The following is a 16939-nucleotide window of genomic DNA, read 5'->3' as shown; positions in this document are numbered from 1 at the left end:
GTGGATGGAGGGCGGGCGGGGGAGCGGATGGCGACCGGATGGAGAGCGCTTTCGGTCGTCGGGGGTGGGCGAGTCGTGAGCGACTCCGGGTTCTCCCTCGGCATCCCGAGACTCCGGCACTCTGGCACTGCGGCACCCCGGAACTCCGGCACCCCGCCTCCCGGCATCCCGGCATCCCGGCACCCCGCCTCCCGGCATCCCGCCTCCCGGCATCCCGCAGGCCCCATCCCCGGCTCTTCTCTGCCCCTCGGCGGTCCTCTCCGACTCCCGTCTCGGCACGCCCTTCCCTCTCCCCCGCTCCCAGCCCTCCCGATGGCGTCACTCGACGTCCGTATGCTGGGCAATCCGCTCACTTTCCGGACACGGGGCCTGGGATTCACTCTTTCGGCTGGTTTACGGTCGTGGCATGACCAGCGACACCGGCCGCCCCGCCTCCCCTGCGTCCCCCGCGTCTCCCCTCTCCCCCGCCCCTTTCGCCGCCGCCCTCGCCGCTGGGCCGCTGGTCCTCGACGGCGGCATGTCCAACCAGCTCGCCTCCGCGGGCCACGACCTGAGCGACGAACTCTGGTCGGCCCGGCTCCTCCTGGAGCAGCCCGAGGCGATCACCGACGCACATCTCGCCTACTTCGAGGCGGGCGCGGACGTGGCGATCACCTCCAGCTACCAGGCCACCTTCGAGGGGTTCGAGAAGCGCGGGATCGCCCGTGCCGAGGCCGTCCGGCTGCTGACGCTGAGCGCGGAGCTGGCCCGCGAGGCGGCGCGCAGGGCCCGCACCGACCGTCCCCTGTGGGTCGCGGCCTCGGTCGGCCCGTACGGGGCGATGCTCGCCGACGGTTCCGAGTACCGGGGGCGGTACGGGCTGGGCGTCGACGCGCTGGAACGTTTCCACCGCCCGCGCATGGAGGTGCTGGCCGCCGCGGGGCCCGACGTGCTGGCCCTGGAGACCGTCCCGGACGCCGACGAGGCGCGGGCACTGCTGCGGGCGGTGCGCGGGCTCGGGGTGCCGGCCTGGCTGTCGTACAGCGTCGACGGCGACCGCACCCGCGCGGGCCAGCCGCTCGACGAGGCGTTCGGCCTGGCCGCCGAGGCCGATGAGATCGTCGCGGTCGGCGTCAACTGCTGCGCGCCTGGGGACGTCGAGGGTGCCGTCGCGACGGCCGCCGAGGTCACAGGCAAGCCGGTCGTCGTCTACCCGAACAGCGGCGAGTACTGGAACGCCGAGGCCCGCGCCTGGACCGGGCGCGCCAGCTTCACACCGGACCAGGTGACCGCCTGGCGCGACGCGGGGGCACACCTGATCGGAGGGTGCTGCCGGGTGGGCCCGGAAACGGTGTCGGAGATAGCGGGGACGGTGTCGGGGATCGCCGGGACGGTGTCGGGGATCGCGGGCGCGGTGTCGTAGATCGCGACGACAGGCTCAGGAGTCGTGTGAACGGTCCGGGGCCCGACGGGCGGCCGCGCCTTCGCCGCTGGTCGGGCCTGCGCTGATGGTTCGGCCGGGGCCGTTGGTCGGGCGGCCGATGGTGGGGCCGGGGCCGATGGTCAGGCCGAGGCCGTTGGACGTTCCGGCCGCTAGGCGGACTGCGCCGTCAATGGCGGCGGACCGAGCCCGGCAGGCGCAGGCGTCGCACGACGGACCGTATCTCCGTGCCGCGCGCTCCCGGACTCGTGGCGGTGGGCGGTTCATCGGGGCGGGCGGCGTCGGCGGCCCACAGGGCGATCTCCGCGTCGCGCGGGCCGTGCTCGATCGACGGACCGTCGGTGCCGAACATCCGCACCGGATGCGAGGCGTCCCAGTGCCGCCAGCCGGGGTCGCCCTCCACCACGAACCGCACCCACGCCGCGTGCATCTCGTCGGCCAGTTCCTGCGGCGCCCCCTCCCCCGCCAGCTTGCGGGACTCGGGCACGTCCCCGGTGTCGAAGACGAAGCCCAGCTCAAGGGCGTGACAGGAGCCGAGGCCGGGAAGGTTCGAGGGCCAGCCGAACTCGTAGACGTACGACGAGTCGGCGCGGGCGTCCGCGAGCCGCTGCAACGGGATGCGCAACAGGTGGTCCGTGACGAGCTGTCCGACGATCTCGGCGGCCCCGGCGCCCGGGTGCAGGGCACGATAGCCGCGCGGGACGTCATGGCCGCAGTGGCAGCGGGCCATCGCCCCGGCCAGGGCTATCCCGCCGAGCCGGTCGACCCGTTCGAGCAGCCCGCCGGGGACCAGCCACAGGCGGTACTCGTCCTTCGTCCACCCCATCATCAGGTCGACGCCCCGCGCCACGTCGCCCTCGACCAGGGCCTCCAGCGGATCGCGCGGGACCAGGTCGCCGTCCACTACCAGCCCGAACGACGGGCCGCCGAGCACCGGACTGCTGAGCCGGCCGACGTCCGCCTGGGTGCGCAGCAGCAGCTCGCGGTCGACCTCAGCGAAGGCCGCCGCCGTGGCGGGCACCTTCAGCCGGGTCGCCATCCGGCGCACCATGCGCCGCACCTTGTCCCGGTCGAACGCCTCGGGCGGCCCGCTCTGGAGCACCGCGCGGCGCACCAGGCCCTGGGCCTGCGGGGCGGCCAGCAGCGCGCCGATGCTGATGGCGCCGGCGGACTGCCCGCAGAGGGTGACCCGGTTCGGGTCGCCGCCGAACGCCGCGATCGACGCGTGCACCCAGTGCAGCGCGGCGAGCTGGTCGCGCAGACCGGGGTTGGCGGGCGTGTCGGGGAACAGGCCGTAGCCCTCGACCCCGAGCCGGTAGTTCACCGAGACGAAGACGACGCCGTCCCGCGCGAAGGTCCGCCCGTCGTACACCGGGACAGCGGCGGAACCCCTGGTCAGGGCGCCGCCGTGCAGCCACACCAGGACGGGGAGGCGGGCGCCCCTGCCCGGCTCCGGGGTCCACACATTGAGGTTGAGGCAGTCGTCACCGGGCACGACCGGATCGGCCAGCAGCTTTGCGAACGCCTCCGAGTACGGCGGTTTCGGCGGCGTCGGCCCGAAGGCGCCCGCGTCCCTGACACCGTCCCAGGGCTCCGGCGGCTGCGGCGGCCGGAACCGGCGGGGGCCGAAGGGCGGGGCCGCGTACGGGATGCCACGGAAGACGGCGATCCCGCTCTCCATACGGCCACGGACCGCGCCGTAGGGGGTGGCGACCACGGGGTCCGTCGGTGCCGGGTGAGCGGGCGGGGGCGGCGCCGCGTTCGGCGGCGGGGAGGAGGCGGGTGGGCGGACGTTCCGCGTGTCGTCCGTGGGCTCGCTGTCCGTCGATCTGGAGTTCGTCCGGTCCGTTGTCATCCGTCCATCAGCCTCCTCGCCGTGCCACCACACCGCTGAACACCAGAGCACCACAATTCGCCCGGCTATTCCGGTGGAGAGGGCTGCGAGTGGGCTACTCGGGGTACGGCCGGGAGGACACACCCGCCGGTCGATGCCTGGAGGCGCGGACATGTGCACGGAGCGCGATGGGAAAACGTTTCCTGGTTACCCACCCCCACGCCCCATCCGACCGGCCCCTCGCCCAGCCGACCCCCAGGAGAACCATGCCCGCCACCCGGCCCACGGCCGTCTTCGCGATGGACCCGGTCCACCTCCCCCGGCTCTTTCCGCCGCACCTCATGACACGGCTCAGGGAAACCGTCGCCGTCAACCCCGCGCTCGTCGTACGCGACTTCGCCGACCCCGCAGCGACCCCCGCCCTCGCCGACGCGGAGATCCTGATCACCGGCTGGGGCAGCCCCCACCTCGACCACCACGCCCTGGCCGCCGCACCCGGGCTGCGCACCGTGCTGCACGCCGCGGGATCCGTCCGCTCCCTCGTCGGCCAGGACGTCTGGGCGCACGGGATCAGCGTCTCCAGCGCGGTCACCGGCAACGCGCTGCCCGTCGCCGAGTACACCCTCGCGATGATCCTGCTCACCGGGAAGGACGCCTTCACTCACCGCGAACGATTCCGCGCCGGTCGCACCCACCCGACCCCGGCCGAGACCGCGCACACCGGAAACGTCGGCCGACGCGTCGGAGTCATCGGCGCCTCGCGGGTCGGACGGCGGCTGCTCGAACTGCTACGGCCCTTCGACCTGACGGTGCTGCTGCACGACCCCTACGTCGGCGCCGCCGAGGCCGCGTCGCTCGGCGCCGAGTCCCTGCCCCTCGACCAACTCCTCGCGCACAGCGACATCGTGACCCTGCACGCCCCCGACATCCCCGAGACCCACCGCATACTCGACGCCGGACGCCTTGCCCTGATCCGCGACGGAGGCGTCCTCATCAACACCTCCAGGGGAGCACTGATCGACCCCGACGCGCTGACCGAGGAACTCGTCTCCGGGCGGCTGAGTGCCGTACTCGACGTGACCGAACCGGAACCGCTGCCCGCCCACTCGCCCCTGTACGACCTGCCGAACGTCTTCCTCACCCCGCACATCGCCGGCTCCCTCGGCAACGAACTCCAACGGCTCGGCCTGATCGTCACCGAGGAAGCCGAACGGCTCGCGAGCGGCGGAACGTTGGCCCATGAGGTACGCGTGGGGGATCTGGGGCGGGTGGCTTAGGGGGTGGAGTGGGGCGGGGGCGGCTCAAGGAGCGCGGCTTAGGGAGTGGAGTGAGCGGAGGTGGGTTCAGGGAAGGTACGGCAGGGGCGCGGTGGTATACGGTTTCTATCGTCAACTTGCGAGGTAAGCGCTTGCTGCCGCTGCCGTCCTCGTGCCGGTCCGCAGCCCTCCCCTCGTTCCGTGCCACCCCGGGAGCACCGAAGTGACGATGTTGCACAATCCCGTGATCCGCGGCTTCGCCCCCGACCCCTCGCTGGTCCGGGTCGGTGACTGGTACTACGTGGCCACCAGCTCGTTCGAATGGTTCCCCACGATCCCGCTGCACCGGTCACGGGACCTGCTGAACTGGGAGTACGCCGGTCACGTGGGCGGAGCGGTCCCCGGCGATTCCCTGGGCGGGGTGCCCGACTCGGGCGGGGTGTGGGCACCCTCGCTCAGCTGGGACGGTGAACGGTTCTGGGTCGTGTACGGAGTCGTCCGTTCGCTTGAGACGCCCTACTTCGACGTCGATGTGTACGTGTCGACGGCCATGAAGGTGGGCGGCGAGTGGAGCGCGCCCCGGCGGGTGGCCAGTCACGGGTTCGATCCCGCGCTGTTCCATCACGAAGGACGGCTGTGGCTGCTCAACCTCCAGAACGACCACCGGCCCGGCGGCCGACGGTTCGCCGGGATCGTCATGACCGAACTGGACCGCGCCACCCTCGCTCCGATCGGCCCCACCAGGTTGCTCCTCCAGCACGAACGGCTCCTTGAAGGGCCGAAGTTGGTGCGGCGCGGCGACTGGTTCTATCTGGTGCTCGCCGAGGGCGGCACCGGGTTCGAGCACGGGGTGCGGGTGGCCAGGTCCCGGCATGTGACCGGGCCCTACGAACTCGACGAACGACCGCTGCTCACCTCGCGCGACGACCCCTCGGTGCCGCTCCAGAAGGCCGGGCACGGGGAGTTGGTGCGAACAGCGGGCGGCGACTGGGTGTTGAGCCACCTCGCCTCCCGGCCGGTCGCCACCCCGTCGGGGCCACGCTGCACCCTCGGCCGGGAGACCGCCGTCCAGGCCGTGGTGTGGGACGAGGACGGGTGGCCTCGGTTGCGGCAGGGCGGTCATCATCCAGACGTCAATGTTGACATCAACGTTGACGTCAACGTCAGTGGCAACATTGACGATGTTGCCACCGCCGACTCTCGCCCCTACACCCACGCCCAGGCCTACTCCGGCTCCGGCTCCGGCTCCGGCTCCGGGCACGCCGTCAACATTGACGGACATGTTGACGGAAGCGACGGAAGCATTGACAGGCGCGTTGATGTTGACTCCACCCTTGAGGTTGACGCCGACCGCGAGCTAACCGCCGACATTGACGCCCCCGTCCATAGTGGATCGTTCGGCAGTTCCGACCCTCGGTTGGTTGACCACCTTGAGTGGCCCTGGAGCACCTTGCGGGCTCCTGTTGATTCGTCCTGGGCCCGGGTCGACCAGCGGACCGGGGCCATACGGCTGCGCGGGCGGCATGGGCCCGAGTCGTTGTGGGCGCGCAGTCTGCTGGCCCGGCGGATCACCGAGCACCGGGCCGAGGCCGAGGTCACCGTCGACGCACGGCCGCACACCTTCACCCAGGCCGCGGGGCTGGTCCTCTACTACAACACCGTGGCCTGTCTGAGCCTCGATCTGACCTGGGCCGAGCCCGAGGGCGAGGCGCAGTGCGGGCAGCAGTGGGCCGTCGGCCGGCCGGACGGTCGCGGTGGGCGGACCGTGCTGCGGCTGGTGGAGCGGACGGAGGACGGGCCTCGGGAAGTGGCCGTGGTGGGCATCGGAGCGGATGACGCGGAGACAGAAGCGGCGCCTGTGACGCTGGGGGTCAGCGTGACGGGGGCCGACGCGCGGTTCTGGTGGGTCCGGGACGGGGTGCGGACCCCGATCGGCGGAGTCCTCGATTTCGGGCGGCTCTCCGACGACCACGGGGGCCGGCTCCGGTTCACCGGGGCGATGGTCGGCATCCACGCCATGGACCTGGTCGACGCGGCGTTCACCGCCGAGTTCACCGGGTTCCGCTTGGCGTGCGGGTAGCCGTCGAGTCAGGCCGCGTACGCCGTCGCCGGGTCCGTCGGGTGGCTCAGCCCGCGCACCTGGCCGGCGCCCACGCCGCGTGCCCGACCCGGCGTGCCCGACCCGGCGTGCCCGACCCGGCGTGCCCGACCCGGCGTGCCCGACCCGGCGTGCCCGACCCGGCGTGCCCGACCCGGCGTGCCCGACCCGCCGCGCCCGACCAGCCCCCCCCCCGGAGCTGGTCACACCCGTCGCCCAGACACTAGCGGGTTCCGGGTTCCGGTTCGCCCGCGGACAGTCGACGAGCGGCGGCCCGCACGCGGTGGCGGAAGTTCCGGTCGAGACGGGCCGCCGAGCCCCGCCCCTTCCCGACGTCTCGCGCCGAACCTAGGGTAGGAAGCGCTTACCACCAGGTCGGTCATCCACCGGCCGGGACGGAGCAGTGATCGAGACTTTCGATGGCCCTCGGGCGGGCCGAGAGGCGGTTCCTCATGGTCCGTTCGGGGAGTGCGAGCGTGGCGGCCGGTCCCACGCTCGCCGTCGTGGCGCGCGAGGCGGGAGTCTCCGTGCCGACCGCGTCCAAGGTCGTCAACGGGCGTGAGGACGTGGCGCCCGAGACCAGGCGCCGGGTGACGGAGGCCCTTGACCGGCTCGGCTACGCGCGCAGGCCGCGCTTCGACGTGGCCAAGGTGCCGGGACTCGTCGACCTCGTCGTGCACTCCCTCGACACCTCCTGGTCGGGGGCCGTACTGCACGGCGTGGAGGCCGCCGCCCACGACGCCGGCCTTGAGGTGGTGGTGTCCGCCGGGGCCGGCCGGACCAGGGGCGGGCGCCCCGAACGGAGCTGGCTCGACAAGCTGATCGCGCGCGGGTCGTCCGGAGTCCTGTTCAATCTGGCGGAGTTGACGTCGTCGCAGTACGCGTGGCTCGAACAGCACCGCATCCCATTCGTGATGATCGACCCGGTGCTCGAACCCCCGCCGGGCGTCGTCTCGGTGGGTGCCGCGAACTGGCAGGGCGGGGTGACCGCCACCGACCATCTGCTCGCCCTCGGCCATGAGCGCATCGCCGTCGTCGCCGGGCACCAGCACACGGTGTGCGGCAACGCCCGGGTGGCCGGCTACCGTTCCGCCCTCGCCTCGGCCGGGCTGCGGCACCGGCCCGAGTATGTGCGGCACGCCGGGTTCGACGAGAGCGTCGCGCACCGCCGGATGCTCGATCTGCTCGACCTGCCGGAACCGCCGACCGCCGTGTTCGTCTGCTCGGACCGGATGGCCCTCGGCGTCTACGAGGCCCTGGCGGAACGGGGGTTGAGGGTGCCGGACGACGTCAGCGTCATCGGGTTCGGCGACCTCCCCGAGTCCGGCTGGCTCTCCCCCGCCCTCACCACCGTCCGCCAGCCCCTGTCGGAGATGGCGGCGACGGCGCTGCGCCTGCTGGTCCGGATGATGGACGGTGAACGGCCCGAGAGCACCCGGACGGAACTGTCCACCCGGCTGGTGCCGCGCTCCAGCACGGCACCCGCGCGGGGGACGGCGTGAGGCTCGGTGCGCGGGGTTGCATCGGGTGACGGCGAGTGGCACCGCGCGGTGTCATGTGGCGCCACGCGACGCCATGTGGCGTCAGGTGGTGCCACGCGGCGCCATCCTGAGGGCTTGCGCGGCGCCACAGACGTCACACGGGTACGTGACACCACGAAAATGCGACCCGCCATCGCCTCATTCATACAGGTCAGAGACCTGGATCCGGCGACCGATCCCTCACGTCACCGATTGAGGGTTGCTCGTGGCGCCATCTTGGTGCCACTATGGCGTCATGGACCTCACGCCGTATGTCGACAACCTCCGCCGTGAACTCGCGGTGGCCGCCGAAGCGGGCGGTCGGGAAGCTCGCGAGCTGGCCGAGCGGCTCACCGCTCCGCTGGACTCGGCGGCCCGCCTGACGATGCTTCACGTGCTCTCCGCCGCGATGGACGAGATCACCCGTGAACTCGCCCCCGGCTCGGTCGACGTACGGCTGCGCGGGCTCGACCCCGACTTCGTCGTGACGCGGCCCCCGGGCGCCCTGGCGGGCGAGCCGTACGACGCAGGGAGCGCGCCCGTCGAGGCGCCCAAGATCTCGGCCGACGGCGACGACGGCGGCACCGCCCGCGTCAATCTCCGTCTGCCCGCCCACCTCAAGGCGCGCGCCGAGGAGGCCGCGAACCGGGAGGGCCTGTCGGTCAACGCCTGGCTGGTGCGGGCCGTTTCGGGCGCCGTCGACGGCGGCGCGCCCGCGCGTCCGGCGGAGCGGAACCGCGCCGGACGCACCGTCGGACAGAACTTCACGGGCTGGGTGCGCTAGCCGGCTCCACCCGCACCCCCTGCACCGCCCGCACCTTCTGACACCGCCCGCTCCACTCGCACCGCCGACTCCACCCGCTCCACCCGCCCCGCCGAAACCACACGCCCCACCCGCACCGCCACCTCCACCCGCTCCACGCACCACCCGCACCACCCGCACCACCCGCCCAACACCACTCACCCCCCGCCACCTGCGGGAACGTCACCGCGACCCAAGAGGACAGGACAGCCATGCCTTCTTTCGACACCCCCGGACCGATCTCGGCCGTCGCTCACGTGGACGCCGGGTCGATCCGGTTCATCGCCGCCGACCGGGCCGACACGGTCGTCGAGGTGCTGCCCCGCGACCCGAAGAAGGACCGGGACGTGCGGGCCGCCGAGCAGACCGAAGTGCGGTACGCGAGCGGTCTGTTGAGCATCAGGACGCCCAAGGGGCGCCTGCTGGTGGGGCCTTCGGGCACCGTGGACGTGACGGTCGAACTGCCCCTGGACTCGGAGGTGGAGATGACCGGAGCCTGGGTCCAGGTGCACGGCGAGGGCCGGCTCGGCGAGGTCCGGGTGAAGACCTCGTCGGGCGATGTCAGGCTCGACCGCACCGGCCCGCTGCGGCTGACCGCCGCGCACGGCAACATCAGCGTGGACCGCGTCGAGGGCGGCGCCGAGATCACCACCAGCTCCGGCAGTCTGCGCGTCGGGACCGTCGGCGGCGGTGCCGTCCTGAAGAACTCGCACGGCACCACGACCGTCGGCACCGCCCTGGACGATCTGCGGGTCAGCGGCGCCAACGGCGACATCCTCATCGACCGCGCCGAGGGCTCGGTCACCGCGACCACCGCCCACGGCACCCTCCGGGTGGGTGAAGTGGCGCGGGGGACGGTGCAGTTGGAGACGTCGTACGGCGCCATCGAGGTCGGGGTCCGTGCGGGCAGCGCCGCCTGGCTCGACGTCAGCTCGGACTCCGGGCAGGTCACCAACGCGCTCACCTCGTCGGAGGGTCCGGCCGGGTCCGAGGACACGGTCGAGGTCAGGGCCCGCACCCGGTACGGCAACGTCGACATCCTGCGCGCCCGGGGCTGAGCGGCCCCCGCAGCTCGTCCAGGGCGCGACCACTTCATCGTCTCCATCTCCTCGAAGGGGAGGGCTCCATGCCTGTAAGTGTCATGAGCACGTCTAAAAGAGGGGACGGTCCGCAGCCGGTCGCCGCGGTCTCCGCCGTCGGGCTGCGCAAGTCCTACGGCGACCGGACCGTTCTCGACGGCATCGACCTGCGCATCCCGGCCGGGACCGTGTTCGCGCTGCTCGGGCCGAACGGCGCGGGCAAGACCACCACCGTGCGGATCCTGTCCACGCTCGTCGCCGCCGACGGCGGCCAGGCCCAGATCGCCGGCCACGACCTCACCACCGCGCCGGACCGGGTGCGGGCCGCGATCGGCGTCACCGGGCAGTTCGCCGCGCTCGACGACCTGCTCACCGCCGAGGAGAACCTGCTCCTCATGGCCGACCTGCTGCACCTGGGCAAGCGCGAAGGACGGGAGCGGGCGCGGGAGTTGCTGGAGCGGTTCGGCATCGCGGACGTCGCGCGACGGCGTGCCGCGCACTTCTCCGGCGGGATGCGGCGCCGGCTCGACCTGGCCATGACCCTGGTCGGCGACCCGCGGGTGATCTTCCTCGACGAGCCGACGGCCGGACTCGACCCGCGCAGCAGGCGCACCCTGTGGGAGACCGTGCGCGCGCTGGTGGCGGGCGGTGTCACCGTCTTCCTGACCACCCAGTACCTGGAGGAGGCCGACCAGTTGGCGGACCGGATCGCGGTGCTCGACGGCGGCCGGATCGTCGCCGAGGGCACCGCCGAGGAGTTGAAGGCGCGGATCCCCGGCAGCCATGTCCGGCTGCGGTTCACCGACGCCGCCGGGTACGAGGGCGCGGTGGCCGCCTTCCCGGACGCGGCCCGTGACGACGAGCAACTCGCCCTGCGGGTGGCGGGCGACGGTGGACTCGACGCGCTGCGCGCCCTGTTCGACCGGCTCGACGCCGCCGGTGTCCGCGCCGCCGACTTCTCCGTGCACACCCCCGACCTCGACGACGTCTTCCTCACCCTGACCGGCGAAGGCCGCGCCGACCGCGCGCCGCACCTGGAGGAGAACCAGCGATGAGCACCCTCACCTACGCGGCACGGGACTCGATGACGATGCTGCGGCGGAACCTGAAGCACGCCGCCCGCTATCCGTCGGTGGGGCTCGCCGCCGCTCTGACGCCGATCATGATGCTGCTGCTGTTCGTGTACGCCTTCGGCGACGCGATCGGCGCCGGCATGGGCGGCGGGCGGGACGCGTACCTGACCTATCTGACGCCCGGCGTCATCATCATGGGGGTGGCCGCCGGTTCGATGTCGACGTCGATAGCGGTCTGCACCGACATGACCGAGGGCATCATCAACCGCTTCCGCACCATGAACATCGCGCGTTCGTCGTTCCTGACGGGCCATGTGATCGGCAGTGTCGTGCAGACGATGCTCAGTGCCGTGCTGGTCGTCGCGGTCGCGGTGGCGCTCGGCTTCCGGTCCGCGGCGACGCCGTGGGAGTGGCTGGCCGCTGCCGGTCTGCTGACCGCCGTCGCCTGGGCGGTGACCTGGCTGTCCACGGCGCTCGGGCTGCTCTCCAGGACCGTCGAGTCGGCGAGCAACAAGCCGCTGCTCGTGCAGTTCCTGCCGCTTCTGGGCTCCGCGTTCGTGCCCGCCGGGTCGATGTCTCCCGGCCTGCGCTGGTTCGCCGAGAACCAGCCGTTCACGCCGGTCACCGAGACGCTGCGCGGTCTGCTGTGCGGCTCGGCGATCGGCAGCGCCGGCTGGATCTCGCTGGCCTGGTGCGCGGGGGTCGCCCTGATCGGCTACGTCTGGTCGCGCTCCCTCTTCGCCCGCACCACCAGGTACTGAGCCGCGGAGCGCGCGAGGGCGTCACCGGCCGGGCGCAGCCGCCGGCCGCCGGCGCGCAGCAGCCGGACGGTGAGCCAGCCGCCGCCGGCGAACGGCAGCGCGAGCAGGACCACGCCGAGGGCGGCGACCAGGGCGGATGCCGGATGTCCGCCGACGGTCGCCGCCGTCGCCGTGTGGAGGCGGGCGTCGAGCGAGCGCAGCGCGGTCGCCGTGATCCTGGGCAGGTTCCACAGGCCGTAGCCGAGGTCGGCGAGCATCAGCGGGACGAGGGTGAACACCCAGACGGTCACGGTGATCCGCGCCCTGCGGGTGAGCGCGGGGACCGGTCCGGCGGGTCGGTCGCCCCGGGCGCGGCGCGGGAGCAGGCCGCGCAGCAGGGGGCCGACGCGTCCGTACAGGTCGGGGACGCCGGCCACGTCGGTGAGGATGTAGTAGCCGTCCAGCCGGGCCGTGGGCATCAGTTGCTCGAAGATCTCGAAGTGGCCGAGGTAGATCGCGGCGAGGAGCACCGGGTGGCCGGTGACGGCGTACCCGGCGAGCAGGGCCAGCATGTAGACGACGTTGAAGTAGACGCCTCCGAGGTCGGTGCGGAGCCGTCCGGCGCGGCCGGCCCGGTACACGTCGGTGACGTCGGTGTAGAGCGAGGGCCAGATCAGATAGAGGCCGCAGCCGATCCTGCCGGGCGTCGCGCCCGCGTGGTGACAGGCCGAGGCGTGCCCGAACTCGTGGAAGACGAGGGACCCGACGATCAGCGCGAAGACGGTGAGCAGCGGCAGCGGGCCGCTCAGCGAGTGGAGGACGGCGGGCATCGCGCCGTGGACGAGGAACAGCCACAGGTCCATGGCGACGGCGGCGGCCAGCACCGTCGCGGTGACCGCCGGGCGGTGCAGCCAGGCGAGGGCGCGGGCGGCCGCGCGGACCGCGGGTGGCGGGACGAGGGTGCGGCGGCCCATCAGTCCGAGCAGCAGGTCGTTGCGGGGCGCGTCGGAGGTGACGGCGGTGGGGGCGCCGGGTTCGGCGACGATTCCGAGGGGCTGGAGTCTGTGTTCCAGGAGATGGCGGACGTTGTCGGCGCTGACGTCTTTTCCGAACGCGCGTCCGACGCGTTGGGCGATCTCCGCGGTGGGGCGCACTCCGTCGATCTCCTGGATGACCAGAAAGAGCAGAAAGGAGAGCTGGACCATCTGGCCGTCGCCTCTGCGGGCCAGATATACGGGCTCTTCGTACTCCACACCTTGATAGCGGCCGAGTAATTCGAGGCCGTCGGTCCGGCGTGGAATATCCGCGGTCGTCGGGGCCGACTCGATTTCTTCTTCCGGCATGTCCGAGCGTTTCTCTCGTCGGCGGGGCCGGGGCCGGAGCGGGCCGGGGCCGGAGACCGGGGGCCGGTGCGGGGCGGGCGGCTCGGGGGCCGGCAGCCGCCTCGCACCGCACCGGCCGGTGACCCCGCCGGGGCGGGGGGTCGGGTCAGCGCTGGGGCTGGGTGCCGACCGGTCCGTGGTGGTGGCCGGGCTGGTGAGGGAACGGCTGGTGGTGGACCGGCTGGTGGTGGACCGGCTGGTGGTGGTGTCCGCCGGGCTCGGGGCGGTGGTGCACGGGCTGGTGGTGGACCGGGTGGTGGTGGACCGGGTGGTGCGCGGGGTGGTGGTGCGGGGTGCAGGGCACGGTGTGCCGGCCGGGGCCGGGGCAGTGGAACTTCAGGATCCCGAGCGCCTCACGGCTCGGCAGCAGACCCGCGACCTGGGCGTCGAGTTCGGCGTCATCGAGCATTTTCTCACCGCTTTCTTGAATGTCTGGAACGGGAACGCGGACTGAAATCCCCGCCGTTCCCTTCCAGGCGTCCGGTATTTCGTATGAGTGACGCTAGGCGTCGCTCGGGCCACCGGCAAGCCATTCCCCCGGTTCTACTCCCAAAAACGCGGTCAAGCAGGACAAAGGCAGGCTATATAAAGCAGCGATAAGCAAAAGGGCGCGGCGTCCTTTTGAGCGACGTTCGGTTTTTCATTCGAGGCGGAGAATGGCCGGGACGGTCAGCGGGCCGCCCAGGCGAGGCCGCCCCGCAGATGCTCACGGAAGGCCGGCTCGCGGTAGGCCTCGGCCGCGTGGCCCAGGGAGGTGTAGAAGACGCGGCCCTCGCCCTGGGCGCGGCACCAGGCCAGGGGGTGGTCGGCACCCATGCCGCCGCCCTCGTAGGAGGTCTCGTCGGCGCGGAGCAACACCCGTGCCGTGGCACGGGGGTTGGTGCGGAAGTCGTACCACTCGTCGGTGAACTCCCAGACCTCGGGCAGGTGTCGGGTGGCCGGGTGGTCGCCGTCCTCAAGGAGCACCCGGCCCGGCTGGAAGGCGGGGTGCCGGTCGAAGCGGGCGCCCAACAGGTCGCCGTAGTAGGGCCAGTCGTACTCGGTGCAGGTCGCCGCGTGCACCCCGACGAAGCCGCCGCCACCGTCGACGTACGCCGTCAGCCGGTCCCGGCCCGCGGGGGTGAGCACCTCGCCGCTGGTGGAGAGGAACACGACCGCCGCGCAGTCGTCGAGGTCCGCTTCGAGGGCGGCCGGGTCCTCGGTGTGCTCCACCGGGTGGCGGGAGAGCGCGCGGACGGCGGTCACGGCGGCCGGGATGGAGTCGTGGCGGTAGCCGGTGGTGCGGGTGAAGACGAGGAGTCGGGAGGTCATGCGGACGAGCCTAGATGGCTGGTCGGGGCGGTCCCAGGGGTGATCGTCCCGATGGCCTGGGCGGCTCCTCCCGACGTCCGTTTCCTTCAAGACCACCGGTCGCGCGCCCTTCTACGGTGGCCCCATGACTCCACGATTCGCCGTGGTCGGCCTGGTCGTCTCCGACCTGGTCGCCTCGCTCGCCTTCTACCGTCGCCTCGGTCTCGACTTCCCCGCGGACGCGGCGGAGCAGCCGCATGTCGAGGCCGTGCTGCCCGGTGGCACGGTCCTCGCCCTCGACACCGAGGACACCGTCCGCTCCTTCCACGCCGGGTGGCGCCCGCCGGTCGGCACCGGCCGCGCCTCGCTCGCCTTCCGCTGCGAGGATCCCGCCGAAGTCGACTCCCTGTACGCGGAGTTGGTGGAGGCCGGACACCACGGGGAGCTGACGCCGTGGGACGCCGTCTGGGGGCAGCGGTACGCCACGGTCCACGACCCGGACGGCAACGGCGTCGACCTGTTCGCGCCCCTTCCCGACGCGTCCTAGGCAGCCAGCAGCTCCCGCAGCGGGAGCCCCGCCAACTCCTTGACGTCCCGCGCCAGATGGGCCTGGTCCGCGAAGCCCGAGCGGGCCGCCGTGTCCGCGAACGGCACCCCGGCGCGGGCCAGTGCGAGCGCCCGCTGGAGCCGCAGGACCCGGCCGAGGGTCTTCGGTCCGTAGCCGAACGCGGTGCGGGAGCGGCGGTGCAACTGGCGGGCGCCGATGCCGAGTTCGTCGGCGGTCGCGGCGACCGGGCGGCCCGCGGCGAGGGCGCCGACGAGGCGGGAGAGGCGCGGGTCGGGCGCGGGGACGTCCGCCGCGATCCGCAGGGCCGCCTCTTCGAGGCCGTCCGCCGGGTCGGCTGCCGCGTCGACGACCGCGCCGAGACGGCGGACCTCGGCGGCGGGCCACAGGTCGGCGAGGTCGACGCGCCGGTTCGTCAGCTCGTGCGCGGGCACCCCGAGGAGGCCGGGCGCGGTGCCGGGGGCGAAGCGCACGCCCGCCCATGCGCCCGGCGCGTGCCCGGTGAGGTGGGCGTGCGTGTCGGGCCCCGCGACGAGCAGTGCGCCGTCGTTCCAGAGCAGGTCCATGCAGCCGTCGGGCAGCACCCGCCCGGCGCCGTCACGCGACGGCCCGACGGACCACACGACGGCCCCGACCAGCCGGGACACCCGCTCCACGTACACGCGGCCAGGCTACGCCTGCCCCGAAGCCAGGCGCGGCGGGGCTGACGGGAGGCTAGTGGCCCTCGCCCTTGGGGGGCTGGCCCTTGGCGTGGGTGCGCAGGCGGGACGTCACGTCCTCGGGGGGCAGGAAGCGCGACCAGCGTTCCGGGAACTCCGACGGCATGTCGGGGTCGTCGGGGTCATCCGAGTACGCCCCGTGGTGGGCGGCGGCGCGGGCCACGTACTCGGCGACCTGGGCCTCCCGCAGCCGTTCGTTGGTGGCGCGGGCGGCGGCCGTCGCGGCGGCCGGCCAGACCCGGTCGATGGCGGCGTTGACGGCGGCCCCGACGAGCACCGCGAACGCGGACACGCCGATCCACAGCAGGACGGCGACGGGCGCGGCGAGCGAGCCGTAGATGGTGGGGCCCTCGACCGTGCTGGTCAGGTAGATGCGCAGCAGGAAACTGCCGAACACCCACATGGCGAGCGCGACCAGGGCGCCCGGCACGTCCTCGATCCACGGTGAGCGGACCGGCACGGACACGTGGTAGAGCGTCGTCAGGAAGGCCACCGAGAGCACGAGGACGACCGGCCAGTACAGGATCTGGACGACGGTGGTCGACCAGGGCAGGACGTTCACGACGGCGTCGGGGCCCGCCACCATCAGCGGCAGCGCGACCGAGCCGATCAGCAGCCCGACGACGAAGAGGAGAAAGGCGAGCAGCCGGGTCTTGACGAGGCCGCGGACGCCGTCGAGGCCGTACATGACGGTGATGGTGTCGATGAAGACGTTCACCGCGCGAGAGCCGGACCAGAGGGCGAACAGGAAGCCGATGGAGATGACGTCGGGTCTGCCGCCCTTCATCACGTCGTGCAGGATCGGCTGGGCGATCTCGGTGACGCCCTTGTCGGACAGGACGGTCCTGGACGCCTGGAGGATGTTGTTCTCCAGGCTCTGGATGGTGTCGGCGCCGGTCCAGTCGTCGACGTAGCCGAGCAGGCCGATGAGGCTGAGGAGCAGCGGCGGCACGGACAGCAGGGTGAAGAACGCGGCCTCGGCGGCGAGGCCCAGGATCCGGTACTCCATGCAGGAGTTGACGGTGTCCTTGAGGAGCAGCCAGGCGGTCCTGCGCTTGGAGACGTTCCGGTAGAGGGCGCGCGCCCGGTGGAGACGGCCGGAGGGCCTCTGCGGGGGTTCACTTGCTGACTGCACGACCTAAAGGTATCCGTCGTCGCACG

Annotated in this window: 15 protein-coding genes; 10 read left to right on the top strand and 5 right to left on the bottom strand. The window is 72.6% G+C overall.

Features of this window, described 5'->3' with window-relative positions; translation table 11 throughout:
- The first annotated feature begins 406 nt into the window (after positions 1–406).
- Entirely contained in the window at positions 407–1402 is a 996-nt protein-coding gene (gene mmuM, locus DDJ31_RS30245; RefSeq protein WP_127177227.1) for a homocysteine S-methyltransferase, read from the top strand.
- A gap of 187 nt (positions 1403–1589) precedes the next feature.
- Here mmuM and DDJ31_RS30240 read toward each other — a convergent pair whose 3' ends face one another.
- The gene (locus tag DDJ31_RS30240) at positions 1590–3101 is read right to left on the bottom strand and encodes a carboxylesterase family protein (RefSeq protein WP_240678384.1); all 1512 of its coding nucleotides are present in this window, start codon (positions 3099–3101) and stop codon (positions 1590–1592) included.
- Positions 3102–3520: 419 nt separating this feature from the next.
- On the opposite strand from DDJ31_RS30240, the gene DDJ31_RS30235 reads away from it, so the two are divergent.
- The 7 genes from DDJ31_RS30235 to DDJ31_RS30205 all read left to right on the top strand — a co-directional run bounded on the left by DDJ31_RS30235 (position 3521) and on the right by DDJ31_RS30205 (position 11843).
- On the top strand, positions 3521–4531 hold the full coding sequence (locus tag DDJ31_RS30235; protein ID WP_127177229.1) for a hydroxyacid dehydrogenase: 1011 nt from the start codon (positions 3521–3523) through the stop codon (positions 4529–4531).
- Between the two features lie 202 nt (positions 4532–4733).
- Complete coding sequence (locus DDJ31_RS39410) at positions 4734–6590, top strand: family 43 glycosylhydrolase (protein WP_240678023.1); 1857 nt, start codon at positions 4734–4736, stop codon at positions 6588–6590.
- A 470-nt stretch (positions 6591–7060) separates the two neighbouring features.
- Positions 7061–8110 carry a LacI family DNA-binding transcriptional regulator gene (locus DDJ31_RS30225; protein WP_127182537.1) on the top strand — a complete coding sequence of 350 codons (1050 nt, stop codon included), beginning with the start codon at positions 7061–7063 and terminating at the stop codon, positions 8108–8110.
- Positions 8111–8384: 274 nt separating this feature from the next.
- On the top strand, positions 8385–8912 hold the full coding sequence (locus DDJ31_RS30220; protein ID WP_127177230.1) for a toxin-antitoxin system HicB family antitoxin: 528 nt from the start codon (positions 8385–8387) through the stop codon (positions 8910–8912).
- 230 nt (positions 8913–9142) lie between these two features.
- Positions 9143–9988, top strand: a complete 846-nt coding sequence (locus DDJ31_RS30215; RefSeq protein ID WP_127177231.1) for a DUF4097 family beta strand repeat-containing protein — start codon at positions 9143–9145, stop codon at positions 9986–9988.
- Between the two features lie 83 nt (positions 9989–10071).
- Positions 10072–11064: an ATP-binding cassette domain-containing protein gene (locus DDJ31_RS30210; protein WP_127182538.1), complete on the top strand. Its 993-nt coding sequence runs from the start codon at positions 10072–10074 to the stop codon at positions 11062–11064.
- Entirely contained in the window at positions 11061–11843 is a 783-nt protein-coding gene (locus DDJ31_RS30205) for an ABC transporter permease (RefSeq protein ID WP_127177232.1), read from the top strand. The genes DDJ31_RS30210 and DDJ31_RS30205 overlap by 4 nt, the downstream gene beginning before the upstream one ends.
- Here DDJ31_RS30205 and DDJ31_RS30200 read toward each other — a convergent pair.
- A complete protein-coding gene (locus DDJ31_RS30200; protein WP_127177233.1) occupies positions 11798–13165 on the bottom strand; it encodes a hypothetical protein in 1368 nt (455 codons plus the stop codon). The two genes, DDJ31_RS30205 and DDJ31_RS30200, sit on opposite strands and share 46 nt — an antisense overlap.
- A 208-nt stretch (positions 13166–13373) precedes the next feature.
- Between DDJ31_RS30200 and DDJ31_RS30195 the strand changes: the two genes are divergently transcribed.
- Positions 13374–13658, top strand: a complete 285-nt coding sequence (locus DDJ31_RS30195; protein WP_127177234.1) for a hypothetical protein — start codon at positions 13374–13376, stop codon at positions 13656–13658.
- Between the two features lie 215 nt (positions 13659–13873).
- Here DDJ31_RS30195 and DDJ31_RS30190 read toward each other — a convergent pair whose 3' ends face one another.
- Positions 13874–14515: a ThuA domain-containing protein gene (locus tag DDJ31_RS30190; protein ID WP_127177235.1), complete on the bottom strand. Its 642-nt coding sequence runs from the start codon at positions 14513–14515 to the stop codon at positions 13874–13876.
- 124 nt (positions 14516–14639) lie between these two features.
- Here DDJ31_RS30190 and DDJ31_RS30185 point away from each other — a divergent pair, with 124 nt between their 5' ends.
- On the top strand, positions 14640–15041 hold the full coding sequence (locus tag DDJ31_RS30185) for a VOC family protein (RefSeq protein ID WP_127177236.1): 402 nt from the start codon (positions 14640–14642) through the stop codon (positions 15039–15041).
- On the opposite strand, the gene DDJ31_RS30180 is transcribed toward DDJ31_RS30185, so the two are convergent.
- Both DDJ31_RS30180 and DDJ31_RS30175 read right to left on the bottom strand, forming a co-directional pair.
- Positions 15038–15721: a helix-turn-helix domain-containing protein gene (locus DDJ31_RS30180; protein WP_127177237.1), complete on the bottom strand. Its 684-nt coding sequence runs from the start codon at positions 15719–15721 to the stop codon at positions 15038–15040. The two genes, DDJ31_RS30185 and DDJ31_RS30180, sit on opposite strands and share 4 nt — an antisense overlap.
- Before the next feature lie 52 nt (positions 15722–15773).
- Complete coding sequence (locus DDJ31_RS30175; RefSeq protein WP_127177238.1) at positions 15774–16913, bottom strand: YihY/virulence factor BrkB family protein; 1140 nt, start codon at positions 16911–16913, stop codon at positions 15774–15776.
- Positions 16914–16939: the final 26 nt, after the last annotated feature.

Source organism: Streptomyces griseoviridis, from assembly GCF_005222485.1.
Taxonomy (GTDB): Bacteria; Actinomycetota; Actinomycetes; order Streptomycetales; family Streptomycetaceae; genus Streptomyces; species Streptomyces hintoniae.
The sequence above is the reverse complement of the archived record's forward strand: the minus strand, read 5'-3'. Positions and strand labels throughout refer to the sequence as shown.